Genomic DNA, 23759 nt, shown 5'->3' with positions numbered 1-23759 from the left:
CCGCAGGGAAAGAGGCCGCACCATGGCGAAACGAGAGGGGTTCTTCCAGCATGATGGCGCGCGCTACCGCTTCGCCGTCTGGGAAAGCGAGGCTGCCGAAGCCGCGCCTGTCGTGCTGCTGCATGGCTTTGCCCAGAGCGCCGCAAGCTGGGATGGCATAGCCGAGCTCTTGGGCCGCACGCGCTCCGTCGTGGCGCTCGATCTCGTTGGCCACGGCGGCAGCGACCGGCCAGAGGGTGCTGATGCCTATGCGCTCGGGGCGCAGGGCGAGATGCTGCTGGCGTACCTCGCATCTCCGGTTGGCGTTGCTGCCCTCGCCGCGCCAGGAAGGTCAAACGGAGGTTCCGCATCGGCTGCGCAGGGCTCTCGGAAACCCTTGGTGGTGGGCTACTCGATGGGAGGGCGTGTCGCGCTTGCCGCCGCCAGCAGTCAGCCGGAAACGTTCGCCCGTTTTGCTGGGGGCCTCGTGCTGGAAAGCGCCGGGCTGGGCCCGGTTGACGAGCGCGAGCGCGAAGACGCTGCCGAGCGCGATGCGCGCAACGCCGCAGCCCTGCGCCGCGACGGGCTCTCGGCGTTCATGGATGCCTGGGAGCGCCTGGACCTGTTCGCCACCCAGCGCGACCTGCCTGCCTCGGCCCGCGAACGCATGCGTGCCAGTCGTCTGGCGAACGATGCCGAAGCCCTCGCCCGCACGTTCGAGCATGCTGGCCAGCACGCCATGCCCGCGCGCGTGGACGTCCTTGCTGCGCTCGCCTCGCTGCGCGCCAGCGGCGCGCCGGTGCGGTATATCGCTGGAGCGCTCGACGTGAAGTACCGCACGCTTGCCGAGGGCTTGGAGGATGAAGGGCTGTGCGAGGTGCGCATCGTGGCCGGAGCGGGCCACAACGTCCACCTCGAGGCGCCTGCGGCCTACCTGCGTGCCCTCGAGGGATTCCCCGGATAGCGCCGCGCCCCTTAGCCCGCGCGCCCGGCGAAGGGGCGCGGGTACGAACGGCGGCGGGAGTGGGATGGCGCAAGGGCCTCTGCGCACCGTGCCATTCCGCTCCCGGGACCCACGGTGTTCCTCAAGCGCGGGGCGTCGTCAGCTTCAACAGGCTCTCGGCCTGCGCCTTGACCTCTCCTACTTCTAGATCGGGGTGCTGGAAGAGCCAGAGCCTGACGATGCCCACCCAGCCCGAGGTAACGTAGTGGAACAGGAATTCCACCGCCTGCTCGGACATGTCGGGGTTCGCCTGCTCCCAGCTTTCGTGATAGGTGGCATGCAGGTGGGCGAGCACGCGATCGATGAGGTTTCCCTCGCCACGGTTCTCGAACACCGCCTTCGCCACCACGCGATGCTCGGCCACGAAGTCGATAATATCCGAAGAGATGGCGTACACGTCGGGCGGTAGCTTAGCCAAGCGCTGCCCCAAGCCGGCGAACAGATCGTCCTGCATGGCCAGCAACAACGCGAACGGATCCGAGTAGTACTTGTAGAACGTCTTGCGCGAAATGCCCGCGTCGCCGCAGACCTCGCTTACCGTGATGTCCGACACGGCCTTGCTCTGCAGCGCCCGCTCGAACGACGCGAACAGGCGCTCTTTGGTACAGCGTTGTCGGGAATCCTTCGGTTCGACGTACATCGGACCTCCTCGCTCGGGCTTTCGGCGGGTGCGGGCACCATTATAGTACGACCGGACCGGGCTTTTTTCGCCTCCGCCTGCCGCTGCGAGATTCGCCGTCCTCCCGTACGTTGGCTGGTGCGGTCCTGCAAAGACGTGCCGGGGGAAGGAGCGCCTGCTCCGTCTTCAGGTTTTCGTTGACGGCCACCGTTCTTTTTCGGAATTATTCTGCGTTCGGCTGTTTCAGGCTTCGGGGCGCGTTAGTATATGCTCATCTTACCGAACATTTTTCCCTAACAGACGTGCTCGGACGATCGGGGCGCGCAACGAAAGGACGGCCATGGGCGATACCGCGTGGCAGGCGGGCAAGGCATACCGCGAGATCATCTACGAAACCTGCGATGGCATCGCCAAGATCACCATCAACCGGCCCGAGCGCCGCAACGCCTTCACGCCGCTCACGGTGAACGAGCTCTACGACGCGTTTACCGTGGCGCGCGACGACGCGGCCATCGGCGTGATCATCCTCACCGGCGCCAACCACGAGGGGCGCTCCGAGGACCAGGCGTTCTGCTCCGGCGGCGACCAGAAGATCCGCGGCAACGGCGGCTATGTGGGCGAGGACAACATCCCGCGCCTCAACGTGCTGGACCTCCAGCGCCTCATCCGCGTGGTGCCCAAGCCCGTCATCGCCATGGTGAACGGCTACGCCATCGGCGGCGGCCATGTGCTGCACATCCTGTGCGACTTGTCGCTCGCGGCCGACACGGCCAAGTTCGGCCAGACCGGCCCCAAAGTGGGCAGCTTCGACGCGGGCTACGGCGCGGGCTATCTGGCCAACATCGTGGGCCAGAAGAAGGCGCGCGAGATCTGGTACCTCTGCCGCCAGTACACGGCCGCGGAGGCGCTGGAGATGGGCCTGGTGAACAAGGTGGTGCCGTTCGACCAGCTGGAGGCGGAGTGCGTGAGCTGGGCGCGCGAGATGCTGGCCCTGTCGCCCACGGCGCTGCGCTTCATGAAGGCGTCGTTCAACGCGGCCACCGACGGCCTGGCCGGTATCCAGCAGCTCGCCGGCGACGCGACGCTTCTGTACTACACCACCGACGAGGCGAAGGAGGGTCGCGACGCGTTCAAGGAGAAGCGCGCGCCCGACTTCACGCAGTTCCCGAAATTTCCGTAGGGTCGGGCAGAGTCGTCAGGGAAGCGTCGTGCAGCTCGGCGGGGCGGCTTCCCGGGAGCAAGACAGGATGCGAGGCAGGAATCAGGAACGGGTAGGCGATGATCAGCGCATTCGAGAGCATGGTTCGCCGATACCCGCAGCGGACGTGCTTCACGTACGTCGACGAGGCGGGTCAGGAGGCGCCGTATTCGTACCGCGAGGTGCGCATGCTCGCGGCTGCCCTCGCCCGCTACCTGCAGTCGAAGGGCGTGCAGCGCGGCGGTTGCATCGCGGTCGACCTGCCGAACTGCCCCCTGTACGTGATGCTGGTCCTGGCAGCCGCCTACGGCAGCTTCACCATCGTGACCGTGAACAACCGGCTGGCCCCGGGCGAGAAGCTGGCCCGCCTGTTGGAGCTGGAGCGCTGCCTGGGTGAACGCGTGGCGTTCCGCGTGGACGAAGAGAACGCGGCGGGCCTGTTCGACCACGCAGCCGCCCTGCTCGCGGGCGAGGAGCGCTCCGATCCAGCCGCCGTCCGCCCTGCGCGTCCGAGCTTCACGGCGCGGACCTCGGCCGCCACGGCGGCGCCGCGCTCCACGCGCGGCCTGGGCCGGGCGACTTCCAACCGTGCGGCGCGCCGGCGGCGCGACGAGACGCAGCGGCAGGACGCGCTCGAGGAGATCATCCACTTCGCCGAGCGCTCTGCCCACGTGTTCGACGCGAAGGCGCGGGCGCTCATCATGTTCACCTCGGGCACGACCGGCAAGCCGAAGGCCGTGCCGCTGGCCTGGTGCCAGGTGTGCCGCGCCGCCGAGGCTTCGAACGCCGCCCTCAACAGCCCCGGCGTGGGCATGTGGCAGGCGGCGCTGCCGCTGTACCACATCGGCGGCTTCCAAGTGGTCGTGCGCAGCCTGCTGGGGCAGGTGCCCTTCATCCTCTACCGCCGCTTCGACGCCAAGCGTCTGCTGGCCGATGCGGCGCGCTCCCACGTCACCCACGTGTCGGTGGTGGACAAGATGCTGCAGGACCTGCTGAACGAGGACGAGGCGGACACGCTGAAGGGCTACCGGTGCATTCTGCTGGGCGGCGCTGCGTCGAACCCGCATACGCTTGGTCGCGCCACCGCGGCCGGTGCTCGCGTATACGCGAGCTATGGCATGACGGAAACGTCCAGCCAGATTGCCCATGCGCAGGTCACGCCTTCGTTCGACGGGGGGTTGCGGCTGCTGCCGGGCTACGAGGCGCGCATCGTCGACCCCGACGCGCAGGGCTTCGGCCGCCTGGCGGTCAAGGGCCCCGGCGTGTTCGAGGGCTACCTCAACGCGCGGGCGGCGCACACGGTGGACGGGTTCTTCCTCACGGGTGACACGGCGGCGCTGGCGGCCGGACGGCTGTACGTGAAGGAGCGCACCACCGATATGTTCGTGTCGGGCGGCGAGAACGTCTACCCGGCCGAGATCCGCGACAAGCTCGTGCGCGTGCCCGGCGTCGCCGAAGCCTACGTGTTCGGCGCGCCCGACGCCGTCTGGGGCCGCCGTCCCATCGCGTTCGTGGAGCGCGAGCGTCCCGCCGCCCCGCAGCGCACGGAGCCGGTTGCGCCGCAGCAGTTCGCCGCCACCGTGCGGGCCAGCCTGAGCACGCGTCTGTCGAAGCTCTACCAGCCGCGCTGCCTCTTCGTGCTCGACGAGTTCCCCCGCACCGGCATCGGCAAGATCGACCGTGCGGCGCTCCAGGCACGCTACGAGCAGCGCATCGAGGTGGTGCGCGTGACGCTGCACCGCATTCGCCTGCCGTTCCTGCAGCCGTTTAAGACGGCGAAGGGCGTTCTGCGCGACCGCGAGTCCGTCATAGTGGAGGTGGAGGATCATGCCGGGCGCACGGGCCTGGGAGAATGCGTGGCGTTCCCCACGGACTGGTACCTGCCCGAGACGCTCGACCAGGACGTGCGCGTGCTCAAGGAGGTGCTGGCCCCCCTGGTGCTGAACGAGGCGTACCTGCATCCCTCCGAGGCCAGCGCGTCGTTCGCCGCCTGCGCGGAGGCGGCCGCGTTCCCGCTGGCGCAAGGTGCGCTCGAGCCGGCGCTGTGGGATCTGTACGGCAAGATCGTCGGCAAGCCGCTGTGGCAGCTGATCGGCGGCGCAGTGCCCCACGGGGGAGCTGCGGCGGGCCAGGCGTCTGTGCCGGCGGGCGCCGTGGTGGGCATGGGGGCGGCTGCCGACACGGTGGCTGCGGTGCGCCGTTGCGTCGAGGCGGGCTATCGCCGGGTGAAGCTGAAGGTTGCCCCCGGGGGCTCGCTGTCGTCCGTGCAGGCGGTGCGCGAAGCGTATCCCCGGCTCATGATCACGCTGGATGCGAACCAGAGCTTCGCGGAGCACGACCTGGAGGAGCTGCGCGCCCTCGACGCGTGCGGCCCTGCCTGGATCGAGGAGCCGCTCGACCCGCACCGCCTTCCCGGCGTCGGGCCGACCGACCTGTTCGACCGGCTGGCGCGCCTGCAGCGCAGCCTGCATACGCCCATCTGCCTGGACGAGTCCATCGCCCGCCCGGCCGATCTGGCGCGGGCGTTGCAGCATCCTGAACTGGGATGCTATGCGCTCAAGATTGCCAAGATGGGCGGCGTGCAGCCCGCGCTCGACTTCCTGCGGCTGGCGCAGGTGCGCGGCCTTGGCGTGTGGATGGGCGGCATGTACGACACCGGCGTGTCCAAGCGCTTGCACGCCGCGTTCGAAACGCTGCCCGGCATCGACGCGCCCGGTGACGTCGGCGCCACTGCACGCTACTTTGCCGTGGATGTCACCGATCCGCCGTACACGGCCGAGCGCGGCCGGGTGACGCTCAACCGCACCGGCCATCCGAACGGCCTGGGCTGCGACCTCAACCGCTCCTCCTTGGCCGACGTTCTCGTGGACCGCACGGTCATCGAGCGGCAGCGCCGTCCCCTTCGTTAACGGCATTCAAAATAATGCATAACGCTCTGACGTAATGCAGGGCGGTGGAGTATCATGATGCGGTCAACCCGACGAGGAACGGTGGTCCCATGAGCGCTTCCGCATCGCACCAATCCGCATCGACGATCGAGGCCGCCTCGGCGGTCGTGCCAGCTGCATCTGCCGACATCCCCCGCCCGCAGGGAGGCCTCGGCATCTTCCGGCTCGTCACCACCGTCATCACGCTCATCTTGGGCGGCGGTGTGTTCTCGCTGGCGGGCGACCAGGCGGCTAACGGCGCCAGCGGCGCGGCAATCCTCACGGCGTGGGGCATCTCGGCGGTGGGCGTACTGTGCCTCGTGCTGACGTTCTTCGCGCTCTCGCGCATCAAGCCGCAGCTCAAGGGCGGCATTTACAGCTACGCAAGCGCCGGTTTCGGCGATTTCCTCGGTTTCAACAGCGCGTGGGGCTATTGGATCAGCGCGCTTCTCTGCACGGTGAGCTTCTCGGCGCTCTTGTTCGGCGCGCTGTCGTACTTCTTCCCCATTTTCGGGGAGGGCAACAACCTGGCGTCCATCGTCGGCGCGAGTTGCCTCATCTGGTTCTACGTGTTCCTCGTGTCGCGCGGCATCAAGGAAGTCACCGGCGTGAACGCCGTCATCACCATTTCCAAGGTCGTGCCCATCTTCGTGGCCATCACGGCCATCATCTTCCTGCAGAAGTTCGACCTGGGCATCTTCATGGCGAACCTTGCGACGGGAGCCGATCCCAGCCTGCCGTTCTGGGAGCAGGTGAGCGGCACCATGATGGTGACCATCTGGGTGTTCGTGGGCATCGAGGGTGCGGTGGCCATCTCCGGGCGCGCGAAGAAGGAGCGCGACGTGGGCAAGGCCACCATCATCGCGTTCGTGTGCGTGCTGACCATCTACCTGCTGGTAAGCGTTTTGAGCATGGGGGTCATGCCGTTGTCCGACCTGGCGTTGCTGGAGAACCCGGCGCTCGCGGGCGTCATGGAGGTGGCCGTGGGGCAGTGGGGCGCCGTCCTCATCAACTGCGGCGTGGTGCTGTCGCTCGTGGGCGCCATGCTGGGTTACACCGTGCTCTCGAGCGAATCGCCCTACGAGGCGGCCGAGCAGGGCGTGTTCATCAAGGCGTTCGCCAAGACGAACAAGAAGGGCGCCCCTATCGTCACGCTCGTGGTCACGAACATCATCATCGAGGCGTTCCTCGTGATCATGCTGTTCTCGGACAGCACGTACCAGTTCTTCTACACCATATCCGCCGGCATGATCCTGCTGCCGTACCTGCTGTCGGCAGCGTACTTCGCCAAGCTCACGTTCACGGAGCCGCAGGCATTCAAGGGCAAGGTGGGCGGCAGCCTGGTGTTCTGGCGCATCTTCGGCATCGTGGGCGTTATCTACAGCTTCTTCCTGGCGTTCGCGAGCGGCGCGGTAGGGCTCACCATCATGTCGCTTCTGTACGCGCCGGGCATCCTCATGTACATCAAGGGGAAGAAGGAGCGGGGCGAGCCGTACCTGCGCAGCACGCTGGACAAGGTGGTGGTGTTCATCATCCTGGCCGCCGCTGTGGCATCCATCGTCCTGGTAGTCACCGGCCAAGTCGTGCTGTAGGGCCGGAACGAGCGCGGTGCGCGGCTTTGCAGCCTACCGGTTGAAACTTTGCCGTTCGCATCGTACCAGCTGCTTGCCGCGCCCGCACTCCGTCCGCTTCCGTATCGCTTTCCGGCTGCTCGGGCAAATGACCCGTTCCCAACTGCGGGCGTGTCCTTTACACTGTCCAGCAGAGGTTTCGCCCGTGCGCGCGGGGGTGCGCACGGCGGCTCGGGAGACGGAGAAAGCGGACGACGGAGGCGGCACGTGGAGCAGTTGGAGGAGCGCATCAGGCGCGACGGGGTGGTGAAGTCGGAGGGCGTCCTGAAGGTGGACAGCTTCCTGAACCACCAGTTGGACATCGAGCTGTTCGACGCCATGGGGGCCGAGTTCAAGCGCCTGTTCGCCGATGCGCCCGTCACGAAGATCCTCACGATAGAGGCGTCGGGCATCGGCATTGCCTGCGTGGCAGCGCGGCACTTCGGCGTGCCCGTGGTGTTCGCGAAGAAGGCGCAGTCCATCAACCTGGACGGCGACATGCACACCACGCGCATCCAGTCGTTCACGCACGGGCGCGTCTACGACGTCATCGTGTCGAAGAAGTTCCTGGGGCCGGACGACCACGTGCTCATCATCGACGACTTCCTGGCGAACGGCTGCGCGCTCAACGGGCTCATCGAGCTGGTGGACGAGGCGGGCGCCACGGTGGAGGGCATCGGCATCGCCATCGAGAAGGGCTTCCAGCCCGGCGGCGACGGCCTGCGCGAGCGCGGCTACCGCTTGGAGTCGCTCGCCATCGTGGACGCCATGGACCCGGCGACCGGTGAGATCGAGTTCCGCCGATGAAGCCGTTCGCAACCGAGGAGCTGTTCAAGCTCGACGGCGACATCCCGCTTTTGCGCGCCGTGCCCTACGGCGTGCAGCACATCCTGGCCATGTTCGTGGCCAACCTCGCGCCCATCGTCATCGTGGCGGGCGCAGCAGGCCTCGGCACCGACCAGACGGGTTCGCTCATCCAGAGCGCCATGCTCATCGCCGGCATCGGCACGCTCATCCAGCTGTTCCCTCTGGGGCGCATCGGCTCGGGGCTGCCCATCGTCATGGGCATCAGCTTCACGTTCGTTACCGTGCTCTGCGGCATCGTGGCCACGTACGGTTACAGCACGGCCATCGGTGCCATCATGGTGGGCGGTATCATCGAGGGCGTGCTGGGCCTGTTTGCGAAGTATTGGCGGCGCATCATCTCGCCCATCGTGGCGGCCGTGGTGGTAACGTCCATCGGGTTCTCGCTGCTGGGCGTGGGTGCCACGTCGTTCGGCGGTGGCAGCGGCGTGCCGGACTTCGGGTCGCCGCAGAACCTGGCGTTGGGCACCGTCTCCCTCGTGTCGTGCCTGGTGTTCCAAGTGCTGGCGAAGGGGAAGGCCAAGCAGCTATCCGTGCTGTTCGGCCTGGTGATAGGGTATGTGGTGGCGCTGTTCATGGGGGCGGTGGACTTCAGCGGGTTCGCGGGCATGCAGTTGTTCGCGCTGCCCCAGCTCATGCCGTTCACCCCGGAGTTCAACCTGGGCGCCATCGTGTCGGTCACGCTCATCTTCCTCGTGTCGGCCACCGAGACCATCGGCGACACATCGGCCTTGACGATGGTGGGCCTGAACCGCGAGGTGAAGGAGAAGGAGCTTACCGGCTCCATCGCGTGCGACGGCTTCGTGAGCTCGCTGTCGGCGTGTTTCGGCTGCCTGCCCATCACGTCATTCTCGCAGAACGTGGGCCTGGTGGCCATGACGAAGGTGGTGAACCGGCGCGCCATCGCCACCGGCGCCGTCATCATGGTGCTGGCCGCGTTCCTGCCGGTGATCAGCGTGGTGTTCTCGTCTCTGCCCGAGGCGGTGCTGGGCGGCTGCACCATCATGATGTTCGGCAACATCATCGTGAGCGGCTTCCAGATGATCGCGCGTGCCGGCTTCACGCAGCGCAACATCACCATCGCCGCGTTGTCGCTGGCCGTGGGGATCGGCTTCACGCAAGCGTCGGCGCTGTTCGCGGTGTTCCCCGAGATCGTGCAGAGCGTGTTCGCGCAGAACTGCGTGGCCGTGGTGTTTCTGGTGGCCGTGGTGGCGAACCTCGTGCTGCCGCGGGACGCGCAGGCGGCGGATGAGGCGGATGCGATGGATGTCGCGGCGGGCGAGCGCGGTGATGCGGCGGAGGGCTCTCCAGTTGTGGCGGCTGCTCCAGCGGGCGGGCCGACAGGTGCGCTCACGCCCTCGGCCGCACCGGCAACGGCTCCCGACCGGGTTCCAACCCCTTCTTCCGCGCCTGATACAGAGGAGGGCGACTTGGCGCCCGCGTAACCTGCGTTCAGGGCGGCTGCCTGCGCCGAGTCGTCCGCTAACCCATGGCCGCCCGCCTAGCGGATCTTCTCCAGCCGGGGCGTCTGCAGCGCCACGTAGACGAACAGGCCTCCCATAGCGGCCAGCGTTGCCAAAGTGACGAGGACTCTCTTCATGCCATGCTCCTTCTCGTAAGGGCCATCTTCGCCTCCCACGATACCGGCCCCACCTTGCGGCAACCTTGCACATGCCTGTGCTTTCGCTTACGTTCTCGTCATGTTGGCGGACGGGCCGTCCGTGAGAACGTTGCAGGACAGTGTCAACTTCTGTATAGAGTGTAGTTTTTCCCTGCGACGGGCGTGGGGGATGGTACAAATTACGAGGACAGTCAAAAATCTGCTGTTCGAGCATGCGGTTAGGCAAGCCGCACCCAGCAGACATTGAAAACCGAACTAAGGAGACCTGCTTTAATGCCTGTTGCGTTAAGCCTTTTTCTTGTCCTTTTCTTCCTGCTCATGAACGCTTTCTTCGTCGCCGCCGAGTTCTCGCTCGTGCGCGTGCGCAAATCCCAAGTGGAAATCCTCGTCGACGAGGGCCGCTCCGGCGCCAAGTACACCAAGCTCGTGGCCGACAACGTAAACGCGTACCTTTCCGCTTGCCAGCTAGGAATCACGCTGGCCTCGCTCGCCCTTGGCTGGCTGGGCGAGCCTGCCGTCTCCCAGCTTATCGAGGGCCCGCTGCTGGCGATCGGCCTGCCCGAGGCGGCCATCCACGGCATCGCCATCGCCGTCGGCTTCATCGTCATCACCGCGTTGCACATCGTAGTGGGCGAGCTGATACCGAAGTCTTTGGCCATCTTCTCCACCGAACGCTACGCCCTGTTCACGGCCACGCCGCTCGTGTGGTTCTACCGCATCACGTACCCTATCATGTGGCTGTTCAACAGCATCACGAACGGCGTCATGAAGCTGCTCGGCCATGACATTGCCAACGAGCACGAGGTGTACACCGACGAGGAGATCAAACTGCTCATCGACGAGAGCACCGAGAGCGGCCTCATCGACCCCGAGCAGAACGAGTACGTGGACAACATCTTCGACCTGGGCGACAAGGACGCCGAGGCTATCATGACGCCGCGTACCAACGTCATCTGCCTCGACCTCGAGGATTCGCTCGAGGAGAACCTGGCGCTCATCATGCAGTACAAGTACACGCGCTATCCCGTGTGCCGCGGCAACAAGGACCGCATCGTCGGCTTCGTGCACGTGAAGGACCTCTACACGCTGCCGCCCGACAGCACGATGGAAGACCTGCGCATCCGCACGATCCAGGCCGTTCCCGAGGGTATTCCCATCGCGAAGCTGCTGCAGATACTGCAGGCGAAGCACACGAAGATAGCCGTGGTCATCGACGAGCACGGCGGCACGTCGGGCATCGTCACCATGAGCGACATCATGGAGCAGATCGTCGGCCGCATCGACGACGAGTACGCGCACGGCGGCTCGGACGCCGCGGTGCGCCTCGACGACGGCAGCTACCTCGTGGACGGCGCCATGGCCATCGACGAGGTGGAGGAGCTCATTGGCTTCGAGCCCGAGGAGGCCTCCGAATGCGAGACGACAGGGGGCCTGCTGCTGTCGCTGTTCGACCGCATCCCCGAAGAGGGCGATTCCGTGACCATCGAGCATGACGGCCTCAAGGCCACGTTCACCGTGGTGGACATGGACCGTCACCGCATCGACAAGGTGCGCGTAGTGTTGGAGCAAAAGCCCGAGGTCGAAGGTTCGGAAAAGGACCGCTAAACCCTCACGCCCGTGAATCGCTCGGCGTTCTTCCAGAGCATTTTCTCCAAGTCTCCGTCGGAGAAGCCGAGCGACGTGAACGTGTCGTACTCGTGCGCCGGGTCCCACATGGGGAAGTCCGAGCCGAACATCACGCGGTCGGCGCCCCACAGGTTCACGAGCTCGCGGGTGCGCCGGTTGCCGAGGAAGGCCATAGAGCTGGACACGTCGATGAACACGTTCTCGTCGTGCAGCACGTCGTAGCCGATCTCGGGGACGGACCAGCCGCCGAAGTGGGCGGCGTCCACCACGAGGTCGGGGAACGTGTGCAGGATGTTCTTGAGCCGGCGCGGATGCGAGAAGTCCGTGCGGTAGTCGCCCGTGTGCACGATGAGCGGCAGGCGTCCTGCGATCATCTCGTAGATGCTCATGAGGCGCGGGTCGTCCATGTTCACCTTCTGGGTGTCGGGATGCAGCTTCATGCCGCGCAGGCCCAGGCCGACGGCGCGCTCTATCTCCACCTCGGGGTCCTCGAGGTCCTGGTGCATGGCCATGAAGCCGATGAGCTCGGGGTGGAGGCGGCACTGCTCGGCGATGAAGTCGTTGATGCTGGCCACGGCGCTGGGCTTGGTGGCCACCGAGTGCACGACGAAGTGCGTGAGGGGCGCCCGATCCTTTGCGGCCAGCAGGTGCGATGCCGTGCCCTGCCCGTACATGTCCACGAGATAGAACTCGCCCACGGCGCCGACCGCCCGCTCGGCGATCTTCTCGGGATAGATATGGGCGTGCACGTCGATGGCGGTCATGGCTGGGCTCCTTGCTCGCTTGGGTAGGCGGCTCGTCACGAACCGCGCGTATGGTTTCGCTGTCGATTGTACTGCATCCCCGCAGCGCCCGCGCCAATCAGTCTGGCCGAACCGCTGGGCTTCGCAATGAAATCCGCTTAGGGAAGCACTGATTAACGCAACGATACTCTTCTTGATTGCGCTAGGCTTACAGCGTCCGCACACGACCCTTTTAACATGACTGATTAAGTCATGGACGAAATCAGAGGCTATGGCATGCTCGAACGAGTTTTTGCCGGCACGAAACCGAGAAACCCCTGGTGGCGAAAAGCCGCCCCCGGAGTTCGCCGTTGAAATCATGCCACAGCCTCCGATTTCGTCCTGCCCCTTCTGCTGTCTCTTCTGCCGGACGCTTGGGAAGCGCAATTAATCAGCGTTTCCTTAGCTGAGTTCACTCCTTGATTTGCGTGTATTCTGTGGAGGTAAAGATAAGGCTTGCCCTCTGTATGAAACATGAGTAATATTCAATCTTGCCGCTTTTCCTGTTTGCAGTATACCGGACAGGAGGGGCAGGCGCCAACGTTGCGGGGTGGAGCAGTCTGGTAGCTCGCCGGGCTCATAACCCGGAGGTCGTAGGTTCAAATCCTGCCCCCGCGACCATGAAACTAGCAGGCCGGAAGCAACGCTTCCGGCCTTTTCTCTATTCAGGGGACAGACTCCATGGTTCTTCTCGAGTCTTGATTGCGACTGACAGCGCTTCTCGGTCTGCGAGGCATCGTTTCGAGTCCTGGTCTGCCTTCAACGCGTTTTCGAGAGCTTCGCGAATCATGGACTTTGCCCTCTCCAGTTCTTCGTTCGTCCGAATGACTACTTGGGGAATACTCGCTTTTTGAAGGATGCGGCTTTTTGTTTTGTCCCGACGGATCTGTTCTTCCCTATCGTGGTGTGAACCGTTGACTTCGATTTCCAATACGAAACTCTTGTCTATGGTGCGATAGAAGATAAAGTCGGCATGGGCGACGGTGCTCATAAAGCGAAGTTCCTCGACATTGAAAGGCTCGAGGTTCGTGAATATCTGTTTGAGCGGGTAGTTGCGGAGGTAGCCTATCTGCGATGTGGCGTCCATGCTCTCGAGCGCGTCGTCGATAAACTCGCTGGTTCGCACTTCCGAATACTCGTCGTGTTCGTCGGATCCGTGCTCGAGCAAGTAGGCTCTGCGCTCTTCTTCCATGCAGGGGTACACCAAATCGAACGCAGAGCATACGGCGGACTGCCGAATTTCTCCACCGCGATATTCGATGTAGCGCTTGAGATCAGCAATATTGCCGACAGCTTCGACAACTTTGGGTGCTGCTATGAGGCAGAAGAAGTCTTTCGCGCGCGATACGGCCACATTGACCAAATTCGGGTTGTCCATGAATCGATTAGGCGCATTGGATCGAGTGACGAAAACGATAGCGGGTTTTTCGCGTCCTTGGAACTTATGGGCGGTGGCAACGGTGACGCCATCGGGCCTCTCTTTCTGTCCCTGTTTCATCCCTTCGACTTGGTTGCGGTAAGGGCTCACAACCCCTATCTCATGCGTTTCGAACTGCTTCTTCAAAACGGGGAGCACTTCCTGCTCGAACGCTCCTGCCTGCACGCGATTGAAGTCGGCCCGGCGGTCGTAGTTCAAGTCTTTGCTGATGTTGCATGAAAGTGCGCTTGCGACTCCTCGTCCTCTGCTGTCTGACATGATGATGAGCTCGCCGTTGTAGAACTGTTGGTTGCAGAAACCGATAATGTCTGGGTGACAACGGTAGTGCTCCCGGAGGAGCGTGCGGGGAGCATGAAGCTCCGCTTGGTCTATACATGCGTTGAGGCAATCAAGAAGGTTGTTGTCGACGAAGTTATATCGTTGAGGCAAGCCGGTCGGAGCGAAAAGGGGCCGCGCTTTGCGCTTGTCGGCAGTGTCTAGGACGCAAGGCAGCTGCTTCGTGTCTCCGACGACCACGGCGTTCTCCGCTGTGGCGAGAGCGAGGAAGCCCGTGACGAGACTCGCCTGAGAACTTTCGTCGATGATGATGTAATCGAAAAGCTTTCCCTGCTTCCCTCTTTGGTTTCTTGCAGCATTCGTGGTGCTGGTGATGACGGGATATTCCGCGCGAAACCCGGAAGGCTCGCTCCAGGGATCGTCGAATAGGCGCCTACCCTTCCGAAGCTTGTCAGCGTAGTGTTCGTGAAGTTTTGCTTCGAGAAGACGCCTTGACTTCTTCTCGATGTCTTCGAGGCAACCTTCGCCTCGGTGCATTTTGAGATATACTTCGTGGCTTTTGATGGCGTTCTTGCACTCCTGGATCTGAGCTTCGAATACCATGCGATTGAGACTGATTTCCCTATCGACCGTGATATGGTCGAAATCATGCCAGCTCCCAATTCCCCACATCCAGACAATTCTCGCCCTCTGGGCGAACGTCATCTTCCCTTCTTTAGAGGATAAGTACCCTACGAGGTCGCGGACGGCTCGGAGGCGCGCGGAATTTGGTCTCCTCCTTACCTTGAGCTCTTCGGTAGCGTTTCCCTCTCTGAACCGTTCGTATTCCAGTTCCAGGTCCTGGAGTCGCGCTTCTTGCTTGGCCATGTCTTGTTTTCGAAGGTAGATGTCTCGGGCGATAACGATGTTCTTGCGAATCGAGCCAGAGAGTGCTTCCTGCTTCTTTTTTGAGAGCGACCATGTTTCGAGCGCAGGTGGGTACGCTGACTTCTGGTTGTCGACGAATGCCGTGACGTTGTCTCGGCGGCCGAGAAAAGCAGCGATGAACCCGAAACCTTCTTCGTCCAGTTTATCAACTACGTTCTTCGTCGCCTCGTTGTTAGGGGAGGTTACGAGAACGGTTTTGTCCTGCATAAGCAGGTTAGCGATAATATTGAGGATGGTCTGGGTCTTTCCGGTTCCCGGTGGGCCTTCGATAAGGCTTAGTTGATTAGACAAGGCGTTCTCGACGGCCTCCATCTGACTAAGGTTGGATCCAAACGGATAGATGATTGTTTCGGGTGGAACGCGGAGGGGGGCAGCCTTTTCCGGGTGTGCCATGCGGTCTGCGGGCGTTCCTTCGAGTATTTGGAGCCGCTTGAACTGCCGAGGAAGGTATTCGCGCTTGTCAACGTCCTCAACATCGGGCTTTATGGCCTCGGCCACCGACTGGAGGTAGCGGAACAAGCTGCTAGACGATGCCAGTTCTTTTTGTTCGATTTCCGAGGGACAGTACAGTTTGGCGTAGATTCTCCCGCTGCTAGCCTTCGAGATGATTTCGAAGCGGGTGCCGAATGCCGGGTTTTGCGAGCTAAGTCGATTGAGCTTGATTGCGTAGTATTGGCGCACCCCTTTTGCGAAGAGGGCAGTACCCTCGAAGGGAACGTTCTCGCTCGATACGATTGCGACGTTTTCCGGATTGTAATAGAGGGGTTCGCTGTATGGGCCAAACGAAATGATATATTTGCCGCGATGGTCGCATCCCCCGATATGCGCGTCGTTTGTTCGATCCCTGAAATCCTTGCCCTTATTGCGGATGAACAACCGATCGGCCATACCGGATCCTTTCGGACGGCTCTTCTGCTATTGACGATTGCGAAGATTATATACCGGTAACGCCAGACTGCTGCGGGGGGATCGCCAGAATGGCTCCCCTATGGCCGGTGCTACAATCTGATACCGTATTGCGTTGCTCTGCGAGAACGAAGCGAAAGGCGATGACCGACCATGAAGATTGCGAACGTGCGCGCTATCCCCGTCGACCTGCCCCTGCCCCATCCGATGGAGTGGGCCACCGGTCGCATGACCAGCCAGGCGCATGTGCTGATGCGCATCATGACGGACGAGGGCGTCGAAGGCATCGCTGAGGCCATCCCGCGCGAGAACATCTACGGCGAGACGCAGGTGGGCATGGTGCACGTGATCAACGACCTGCTGGCGCCGCTGGTTGCGGGCCTCGACCCGTTCGATGTGGAGAAGGTGCACGAGGCCATGGCCTTCATTAAGGGGAACCTGGCCGCAAAGGGCGGCATCGACGTGGCGCTCTGGGACATCATGGGCAAGTCGTGCGGCCTGCCCTGCCACAAGCTGCTGGGAGGCTACCGCGATAGCATCGAGCCGAGCCGGATACTCTGGCTCACGAGCGACGAGGTCATGGTGGACCAGGCGCGCGAGCTGAACGCGAAGGGCTACCGGGCTTTCAAGGTGAAGGGCGGGCTGGACCCCGATGCCGACATCCGCCGCGTGCATGCGTTGCGCCGCGCGGTCACGTCCGACACGAGGCTCTACATCGACGGCAACCAGAGCTACACGTACTTCGGCGCGAAGAAGGTGCACGATGCGTTGCGCGGCGAGCTGGACTACTTCGAGGAGCCCATCGCCGCCACGAACGAGAAGGACCGCGTGCGCCTGGCCCACGCCATCGACATCCCCATCGCCGGCGACGAGAGCAACTTCACGCTGCACGACATAGCTCACCAGATAGACATCGACGCGCTGTCCATCATGATGATCAAGATCCCCCGCAGCGGCTTCACCTACGGCCGCAAGATCGCGGCGCTGTGCGAGGCGTACCACCGGCCCATGATGATCGGCAGCCAATCCGAGAGCAGCCTGGGGATGGCCACCCTCGTCCACATAGGCTGTGCGCTGAAAACCATCAGCTACCCCTGCGAATTCATGGACTTCGACGACCCCGCCGCTCCGAGCCTGGTCAACGAGCGCATCCGCATGGAGAACGGCCGCGTCTACCCGCCCGAGGGCCCCGGCCTGGGCCTCACGCTCGACGAGGACGCGGTGGAGCGCTACACGGTGCGGGGGTGAGGGCGGCCGCGCGCCCTCACGCCTTCGCGCCCTCGTTGTGGCCGTATCGTCAGGATAACCCCTCGGTTCTCACCTTGACCATCGTCGACAGGGCGTCCCTTATCTGGTTGTGCAGGTCCTCCAGCTCGAATGCCTGGAGGACCGCCTTGTCGAACGCCTCCCGGTCGGCTTCGTAAAGCTCTTCTTGAAGGGGCTTCACGGCCCTTCTCTTCAGGGGCTCGAAAGCGTCGAGGATCGCCTGCCTCGATTCGACAGCTACCAGGGAGGGGTCGAGCATCGAGAGGCCGGCCAGGCTCTCCTTCCGGTTGTCCAGGGCTCCGTCCCCCATAGGCCCTCCGGAAGACTCCAGCATCAGCAGGCCTGTACATGAGTTGAGCAGGGCGTGGGCGAGCGGAAGGTCGACATGGTCGGAGAGGGCCCGAAGGCAGATGAGCCGCTGGTTCGCGAAGCAGGTGTCTCCCCCCGCCTGCGCGAAGAACAGGCGGTCGCCCGGGTTCATCATGGTTGCGAAATGGAAGCTCTTGCCCGCCGGCAGAGAGTACCAATAGGGGGCATTCGACTTCGCCGATTTCGTTACGCCCGCTTCGTGCCTTCTTATATGCCCGAGGGTCTTGAGATAGCCCTCCCTCGCAAGCTCGTCTTTCGACTTGTCGCAGATGAGCACGTACTGGTTCGGCTCGAGGGTGTACGAATGCGTGCCGCGCAGGTTCTTGACCAGCGGAAAGCAGAAGGGAGGGTCGACGAAGCAGGGGTCGTCCGAATAGAGGGCGCCGTCGTACCCCGATTTGACGCCGCGGAAAACCTCGAACAAAGAGCCGATGGGGACAAGCTTCCCGGTGAGCGGGGACAGGGACGATACCCCGAAGCAGAGCGCGTACAGCGTTATCCCCCATGCGTGGAAGCGCCGGATGTCCTCTAGGGAGTAGCGATGCTGCGCTACGAGGGCGCTGCGGTCGCCGCCTGAAAGGATGCTCGCCACGATCGCGGATCGTTTCGCCGGGTCGTCGAGGTCGCCAATGCTCGCGTGGACAACCCCCATACGCACGTTGCCGGTGACGTCGCCCGGCTTCTTCTTCCTGAGCACCAGCAGCGCGTTCATGACTTTCGTCTTGTGGAACCAGCGCGCCTGCCCGTTAACGAATATCCCTTCGATCTGGTACTTCAGTGCAAGCATCTCGAAGAAGCTGACTCCCGCTTGCGAGAAGAGCCACGTGTTCGAGGTAAGCAGGCATGCCACGCCTCCGTCGTTGAGCAAGCGCTCAAGGTAGAGGCAGAAATAGCAGTACAGGTCGTTGCGGTCATGAAGCTTGATGCCCGCAGCCTGAGCTTCCTGTTTGAGCTCGTTCCTGATCTGGGAATACCGTCTGATCTCCTGGGTGTTGAAGTCGACGTAGGGGAGGTTGCTCGCAATGGTGTCGAAGCGGGGCACGGCTTTGCCGACCTCTTCCCCCGTGGAAGGGTCGATGAAATCGACCATGGTCCCCGGCTCGACTTCGAACGCGTTTTTCTGGAAGACCAGAAGAGGGGAATCGACATGCTCGCGCGGGGAAAGGGCGAGCGTGGCCACCTGAAGGGGAAAATCGTGGATGTCCGACAACCAGGTTGTGCGGTAAGCCCGGTCGGCTGCATCGTCCATCACCGGCTCGGTCAGCTTCATCTTCCTTTCCCAGAGGGCCTTGCCGATCGTTCCCGTTCCGCAGCAGCAGTCCCACGCGTGGCCGGTGGCGTTTCTCACGCCAAGCTCGGCCATGAGCTTGGCGAGGGGCTCGGGGGTGGGGTACTGGCCGGAGATCTGCCGCTTGGCCGAGGAGATGCTCTCTTCGAGCAGCCGGTGCCGATAACGGCTGTCAAGCTGCTCAAGGTCGCACATCTGAAGCAGCCCGTTGAACTGCACGAGGTCGGACAGGGTGGCGTCGGGCAGCGAGTCGCAGTATGGGGGACTGCTGAAGATGTGGTAGAACCCGCAGCGGCTTGCAATGAGGGCGAAGCATCGCGCGGCATCTTCAACCGTGCATCCCTCCGTGATGCTTTCGACCTCGCGTGCGTCCTGGTAGTAGATCTTGATGAGGTTCGCGAAGAGGAATTTGTTCAGCCAGCCGATCAGGAGCATTTTCGCATAGGCGCGATAGGCGTCCACCTCGTCGAGGGTGTACTCCTTCGCCACGGTGCGCCACCAAGATCCGATGTCGATGTCTACCAAGGCATCGACCGCGGCCCTTCTCTTGAGTGCGGTGGCCACGGCATCTTTGTTTTCGTTGATGATCTTGGGCATGATGGAGTCGGTGATGACCTCGCCCAGTTCACGCTGCTTGATTTTTCCCGACGCTATGAAGAGCTCTATCTTGTCGACGAGGGAGTGGAGGAACGCCATCCATTCGCCTTGGAACGCGTTGATCGACGCCCTGTCGGTAATGTGCTCCGAGATGGTCCACGATTCGAGAATCTCGAAGGAGCTCCCTTTCGTCTTCGCATGAAGCTCGGCGTGCTGGAAGTTCCACAGGATGCATGAATTGCATCCCAGCAGGTCCGCCTTGCGGTGGGCGTCGGCGACGAACTCCTCGTCGTCTATCTTGACGTCGGGGCACTTTATCTCCCAGCCCTGGAGGATGGTCGAGCGTTGCCGATCTGAGAAGAGCAGGACGTCGGGGAACTTGACGCGGCCGTGCTCGTTGATGGTCGACTCCCCGCCGGCCCGCTTGATGTGCATGTCCTTGCCGTGGAGGTGGTCGTTGATGGCGCTGATAAGCTCGATGGCGTATGACCGTTCGTTGTCATGGACGCTCTGGGCGCTCATAGGCTCAACCTCGTCCCTCGTTGCTCACGACGATGCCGGGTAGGCGATCGCGTTTTCCTCGTCCATGCGGGACCGTGCTTCTTCGAGGCGCCGACGGCAGACTTCGATATAGTCGATGGGCTCGTTTTTGAAGCGGGCGACGCCCTCGTTTTTCTCTATGCCGATATAGCGACGCCCCTCAAGGCAGGCGGCAACGCAGAAAGAGCCGCTTCCGCAGGCGTTGTCCAGCACGACGTCCCCCGGGTCGGTATAGGTGCGAATGAGGTACCTTCCCAGCTCAACCGGTTTCTGCGTGGGGTGGTACACGGGGCCTTCCGATTCGGCGGTCTTGAAGTAGACGATGTCGGTTGGGTAGCGGCTGCCGTCGCTCTGCACATGCTTGGGGTCGAAGTCGCCGTAGCTTCCGGTCAGCTGGTTCTTGCGCACCCCTTTGTCGTACGATTCGCCTTGGGACATCTGGGGATGGTAGGTCGGCTGCGATTGGTAGAAGATGCAGATATCCTCGTACTTCCTTAGAGGCTGCTTCTTCGCGTTGAGGAAATTGGTCGCCTTCGACTTGATCCAGACCAACTTGTACTTGTACAGGTCGGCTGCATGGAGCATGAGCTTGGCGGTGAAAAGGCCGCTGCTCGTCAGGGCTATCACGCCGCGCGGCTTTATCACCCTGCGGTATTCGGTGAAGAGGACATCGAGGTTGATGATGGAGTCCCATTTGTTCTGGGTGGTCCCGTAGGGCAGATCGCAGAGCACCATGTCTATCGATTCGTCGGGGATGGCCTTGATCTTCTCAAGGCAGTCGCCTTCGATGATGGTGTTGAGAAGCGGCTCAATTGAGCGGGTGTCTTCTGCTTGAACGATCCGCATGCAGTCCTCCATTCGTAGACTCACGATTATATCTCCCGTGGCTGATGTTGTGCTCCTAATCGGAGGGAAACATCAGAGGTGCAAGCTCCTGCCAGTGCGGGGTGCTGCGGCTTCACGGCGCCCCGCAGCGCTGCAGCACTCCGCAGCGCCCCGCAGCTCGGCAGCCGCACCGCGGCGGCCTCGCAGTGCAGCGGCGTCCTCGCGGCCCCGCAACCAAGGGGCATCCTGCCCTGGCAATGCCCTCGCTGGTTGAAAAGCGTGGGCAGGTGCGAAGGGGCGGGGGTATAATGCTGCGGATCGATCGAGGGCAAGGAGCGTGTTTTGTGGCTACGGCAGGTTTGGACGAAGGCGTAGGAGAAGGCGCGAACGGGGACGGTCGGCGGACCGACCGCACGGGGTTCCTCCAGGGTCTCGGATGCTACCTTCTGTGGGGCGTCATGCCCGTGTACTGGAAGCTGCTGTCGGCGGTTCCCGCGTTCGAGGTACTGGCGTGGCGCATGGTGTGGTCGTGCGCGGCGGTGGTGGCGCTGTGCGTGCTGGTCAAGCGGACGCGCTTTCTCTACCTGTTCCGCGACCCGCGCGCGGTGCGCACGTTTCTGGCTTCGGGGCTCATCGTCTCGTGCAACTGGGGCGTATACATCTGGGCCGCCAACAGCGGGCATCTGCTGCAGACGAGCATTGGGTACTACCTGTGCCCGCTGTTCACTATCGTGCTGGGGATGGTGTTCTTCAAGGAGCGGCTGACGCCCATGCAGACGGTGGCCACGGTGCTGGCGGCGCTCGGCGTGGGGTACTTCATCGTGGCGAACGGCGGCGACATCTGGATTGCCTTCGCGCTGGCGCTCACGTTCAGCGTGTACGGCGCGGTGAAGAAGAAGGGCGGCTACCCGGCGCTGCCCGGCATGGCGTTCGAGTCGCTGCTCACGGGGCTTATCGGCGCGGTGGCCCTGATCGTGGGCGCGGCCGCTCCGTGGATCTGGCAGCTCGTGCCCGCCACGCCCGACCCGATGGCCGTCACCGGCCCGGTGGCCGACATGGCGCTGCTCGCCGGCTGCGGCGTGCTCACGGCCATCCCGCTGCTGTTGTTCTCGGCGGCGGCCAACCGCATCTCGCTCACGGTGATCGGTTTCATCCAGTACGTCAGCCCCACCATCGCGCTCGTGCTGGCGGTGGCCTTCTTCGGCGAGCAGTTCACCATGGCGCACGGCATCTGCTTCGCGCTCATCTGGGCGGGTATCGCCGCTATCGGCGTTGAGGCCGCATGGGCGGGCAGGCGGAAGCGGGCGGCAGAGGCCGCAGGGGCCGACGTACGGCCCGCCGAAAGGGTTCCGGTCGAGCGGTAGCACCCGATGCGGCCAGCGGAAAATCATACCCTGTCGACACCCGAAAAGAGCAAAGCCCGTATCAATTTGATATAACTGATCGTATCCGCGAAACGCTCGCTGCCTTTGCCTTTCGCAAAGAACACCCTGATCATCGGCTTATGTGCGTCTGTTGGCGCACTCTGCACCCTCGCGCGGTATGAACCGCAACAGAGTATGAATCCACTGCGCATGCGTTGTTTCTGGTTTCGGACGCCGGCGTTTGCGACCATATCCTTGCGGGATCGGACAGGCAGCGTGTGAGGATACGGAGCGTGGGGGGGGGGGACGGATCTTCCGATATGCCATTCGCACCTATTTCCTGCGATCGTGAACGGGGAATGCGCCGAGGGGGAAGGAGAGGCCAATGGCGTCTTCTGTTGCAAGGTACGGGGTCCAAGGGCGGCAACTGAACGCGAAAGAACGGTGGATGTGCTTTGCCGCGCTGTTCTTTCTGGGGTTCACCGCTACGTTCAACCAGTTCAAGGCTGCGCCGGCAATCCAGTTCATCGGATCTGACCTTGGCATGTCGATGGACATGCTCAGCCAGATCATGGGGGTTTATTCCATCGCGGGCATGTTGCTCGCGTTCCCCGGCATGCTGGTCATGCAGCGACTAGGCGTGAAATTCTCTATCGTGATCACATCCGTTCTTCAGCTGGTGGGGTCGCTCGTGTGCGTTTTCGCCACGGACACGACGTTGTTTCTGCTGGGCCGAACGCTTGAGGGCATTTCCTACGGGCTTATCTGCGTCATCGGGCCGAACATCATGCCGCGCCTGTTCCCGCTGAAGAACCAAGGGCTTTGCATGGGCATCTGGTCGCAGTGGACGCCGGTGGGCGTGGTGATAGCCTTCTTCACGGCGCCGATGATCTTCGAGGCGGCGGGCGGTGCGGCGGTGGCGTTCTCCTGGCATCCCATATGGTACGTTTCCATCGTCATGGAGGTCGTGTCCATTGCGTGGCTGCTGGCAAGTTGCAAGATGCCGGCTGTGCCGGAGAACGAGCTTTTGGACGGCGATCCGACCAAGCGCAAGCGCCCAGGCAAGAACTTCATGGCGGCAGGCGTGGTGGTGTGCGCGTTTTTCTTCGTATGGGTGTTCGACTACGTGGCGAACATCAACACGCTGTACCCCACGTTCCTGCAGAACGTTAAGGGCCTCGGCGTGTTCGACTCGGCCATGCTCCCCAACTGGACGGCGCTCATCTCCATCCCGCTCGGCATCGGGTTCGGCGTGGCAGCCGACAAGCTTAATTTCCGAAAATGGATGATCGTCGTGGGGTACGTCCTTGTTGCCGTGTGCATGGCCTTCTTCTACTTCACGCCGGGCTCTGATATGTCCGGCCCGTGGACGGCCAGCATCGTCATGGGGCTGTGCGGTGCGCTCGTTCCCACCGGCACCCGCGCCCTCACTCCCATGCTCGTGCCCGAGCCAAAGAAGACGGACCTGGCGTTGGCCACTATGGCGTTCGCCACGGGCGTGGCGCAGGTGGTGGGTGGGTACGTGGTGTCCCCAACGATCTCGGCCATCGGGTGGCAGGCGAACGGTCAGTTCGTCCTTGCACCGCTGGCTATTGTCGCCGCCGCTGCCGTCGTCGTTTTCGTGAAGTCGGATCGCAAGGTCTACGAAGTGCGTCGCAGGGAGCGCGCCGAGCAGAATGCAGAGGAAACGCCGCGGGTCCGCCCTGTCGGCGCCGCCGAGACGAAGTGAAAGGG

Annotated in this window: 15 protein-coding genes and 1 tRNA gene; 11 read left to right on the top strand and 5 right to left on the bottom strand. The window is 63.0% G+C overall.

What is annotated here, in order from left to right; all coding sequences use genetic code 11:
* The first annotated feature begins 22 nt into the window (after positions 1-22).
* Positions 23-943: an alpha/beta fold hydrolase gene (locus LB310_RS02890; RefSeq protein WP_096227607.1), complete on the top strand. Its 921-nt coding sequence runs from the start codon at positions 23-25 to the stop codon at positions 941-943.
* A 121-nt stretch (positions 944-1064) separates the two neighbouring features.
* Here LB310_RS02890 and LB310_RS02885 read toward each other — a convergent pair whose 3' ends face one another.
* Positions 1065-1622 (bottom strand): TetR/AcrR family transcriptional regulator, encoded by a 558-nt coding sequence (locus LB310_RS02885; protein WP_096227608.1) that lies wholly within the window; start codon positions 1620-1622, stop codon positions 1065-1067.
* Between the two features lie 319 nt (positions 1623-1941).
* Here LB310_RS02885 and menB point away from each other — a divergent pair, with 319 nt between their 5' ends.
* The 6 genes from menB to LB310_RS02855 all read left to right on the top strand — a co-directional run bounded on the left by menB (position 1942) and on the right by LB310_RS02855 (position 11426).
* The gene (gene menB / locus LB310_RS02880) at positions 1942-2781 is read left to right on the top strand and encodes a 1,4-dihydroxy-2-naphthoyl-CoA synthase (RefSeq protein WP_096227609.1); all 840 of its coding nucleotides are present in this window, start codon (positions 1942-1944) and stop codon (positions 2779-2781) included.
* A gap of 98 nt (positions 2782-2879) precedes the next feature.
* On the top strand, positions 2880-5708 hold the full coding sequence (gene menC, locus LB310_RS02875) for an o-succinylbenzoate synthase (protein WP_096227610.1): 2829 nt from the start codon (positions 2880-2882) through the stop codon (positions 5706-5708).
* An 89-nt stretch (positions 5709-5797) separates the two neighbouring features.
* A complete protein-coding gene (locus tag LB310_RS02870) occupies positions 5798-7318 on the top strand; it encodes a basic amino acid/polyamine antiporter (RefSeq protein ID WP_096227611.1) in 1521 nt (506 codons plus the stop codon).
* Positions 7319-7564: 246 nt separating this feature from the next.
* Positions 7565-8143, top strand: coding sequence for a xanthine phosphoribosyltransferase (locus LB310_RS02865; RefSeq protein ID WP_096227612.1), 579 nt, complete (start codon positions 7565-7567; stop codon positions 8141-8143).
* Positions 8140-9645 (top strand): uracil-xanthine permease family protein, encoded by a 1506-nt coding sequence (locus tag LB310_RS02860; RefSeq protein ID WP_096227613.1) that lies wholly within the window; start codon positions 8140-8142, stop codon positions 9643-9645. Before LB310_RS02865 ends, LB310_RS02860 begins: the two co-directional genes overlap by 4 nt.
* A 449-nt stretch (positions 9646-10094) precedes the next feature.
* On the top strand, positions 10095-11426 hold the full coding sequence (locus tag LB310_RS02855; protein ID WP_087192213.1) for a hemolysin family protein: 1332 nt from the start codon (positions 10095-10097) through the stop codon (positions 11424-11426).
* Here the strand turns inward: LB310_RS02855 and LB310_RS02850 are convergent.
* Positions 11423-12211: an amidohydrolase family protein gene (locus LB310_RS02850; protein ID WP_096227614.1), complete on the bottom strand. Its 789-nt coding sequence runs from the start codon at positions 12209-12211 to the stop codon at positions 11423-11425. The two genes, LB310_RS02855 and LB310_RS02850, sit on opposite strands and share 4 nt — an antisense overlap.
* A gap of 562 nt (positions 12212-12773) precedes the next feature.
* Between LB310_RS02850 and LB310_RS02845 the strand changes: the two genes are divergently transcribed.
* Positions 12774-12850 (top strand) — tRNA-Met (locus tag LB310_RS02845).
* A 40-nt stretch (positions 12851-12890) separates the two neighbouring features.
* Here LB310_RS02845 and LB310_RS02840 read toward each other — a convergent pair.
* Positions 12891-15758 carry an AAA domain-containing protein gene (locus LB310_RS02840; RefSeq protein ID WP_301154383.1) on the bottom strand — a complete coding sequence of 956 codons (2868 nt, stop codon included), beginning with the start codon at positions 15756-15758 and terminating at the stop codon, positions 12891-12893.
* Between the two features lie 171 nt (positions 15759-15929).
* Between LB310_RS02840 and LB310_RS02835 the strand changes: the two genes are divergently transcribed.
* Entirely contained in the window at positions 15930-17024 is a 1095-nt protein-coding gene (locus LB310_RS02835) for a mandelate racemase/muconate lactonizing enzyme family protein (RefSeq protein WP_096227616.1), read from the top strand.
* A gap of 49 nt (positions 17025-17073) precedes the next feature.
* On the opposite strand, the gene LB310_RS02830 is transcribed toward LB310_RS02835, so the two are convergent.
* On the bottom strand, positions 17074-19818 hold the full coding sequence (locus LB310_RS02830) for an N-6 DNA methylase (RefSeq protein WP_301154381.1): 2745 nt from the start codon (positions 19816-19818) through the stop codon (positions 17074-17076).
* A gap of 24 nt (positions 19819-19842) precedes the next feature.
* The gene (locus tag LB310_RS02825; protein WP_301154380.1) at positions 19843-20682 is read right to left on the bottom strand and encodes a site-specific DNA-methyltransferase; all 840 of its coding nucleotides are present in this window, start codon (positions 20680-20682) and stop codon (positions 19843-19845) included.
* A gap of 323 nt (positions 20683-21005) precedes the next feature.
* Here LB310_RS02825 and rarD point away from each other — a divergent pair, with 323 nt between their 5' ends.
* Positions 21006-22025, top strand: a complete 1020-nt coding sequence (gene rarD, locus LB310_RS02820) for an EamA family transporter RarD (RefSeq protein WP_301154376.1) — start codon at positions 21006-21008, stop codon at positions 22023-22025.
* Between the two features lie 448 nt (positions 22026-22473).
* A complete protein-coding gene (locus tag LB310_RS02815) occupies positions 22474-23754 on the top strand; it encodes an MFS transporter (RefSeq protein WP_301154374.1) in 1281 nt (426 codons plus the stop codon).
* The last annotated feature ends 5 nt before the right edge of the window (positions 23755-23759 follow it).

The organism is Gordonibacter sp. RACS_AR49 (genome assembly GCF_030418435.1).
Taxonomy (GTDB): domain Bacteria; phylum Actinomycetota; class Coriobacteriia; order Coriobacteriales; family Eggerthellaceae; genus Gordonibacter; species Gordonibacter urolithinfaciens.
The sequence above is the reverse complement of the archived record's forward strand: the minus strand, read 5'-3'. Positions and strand labels throughout refer to the sequence as shown.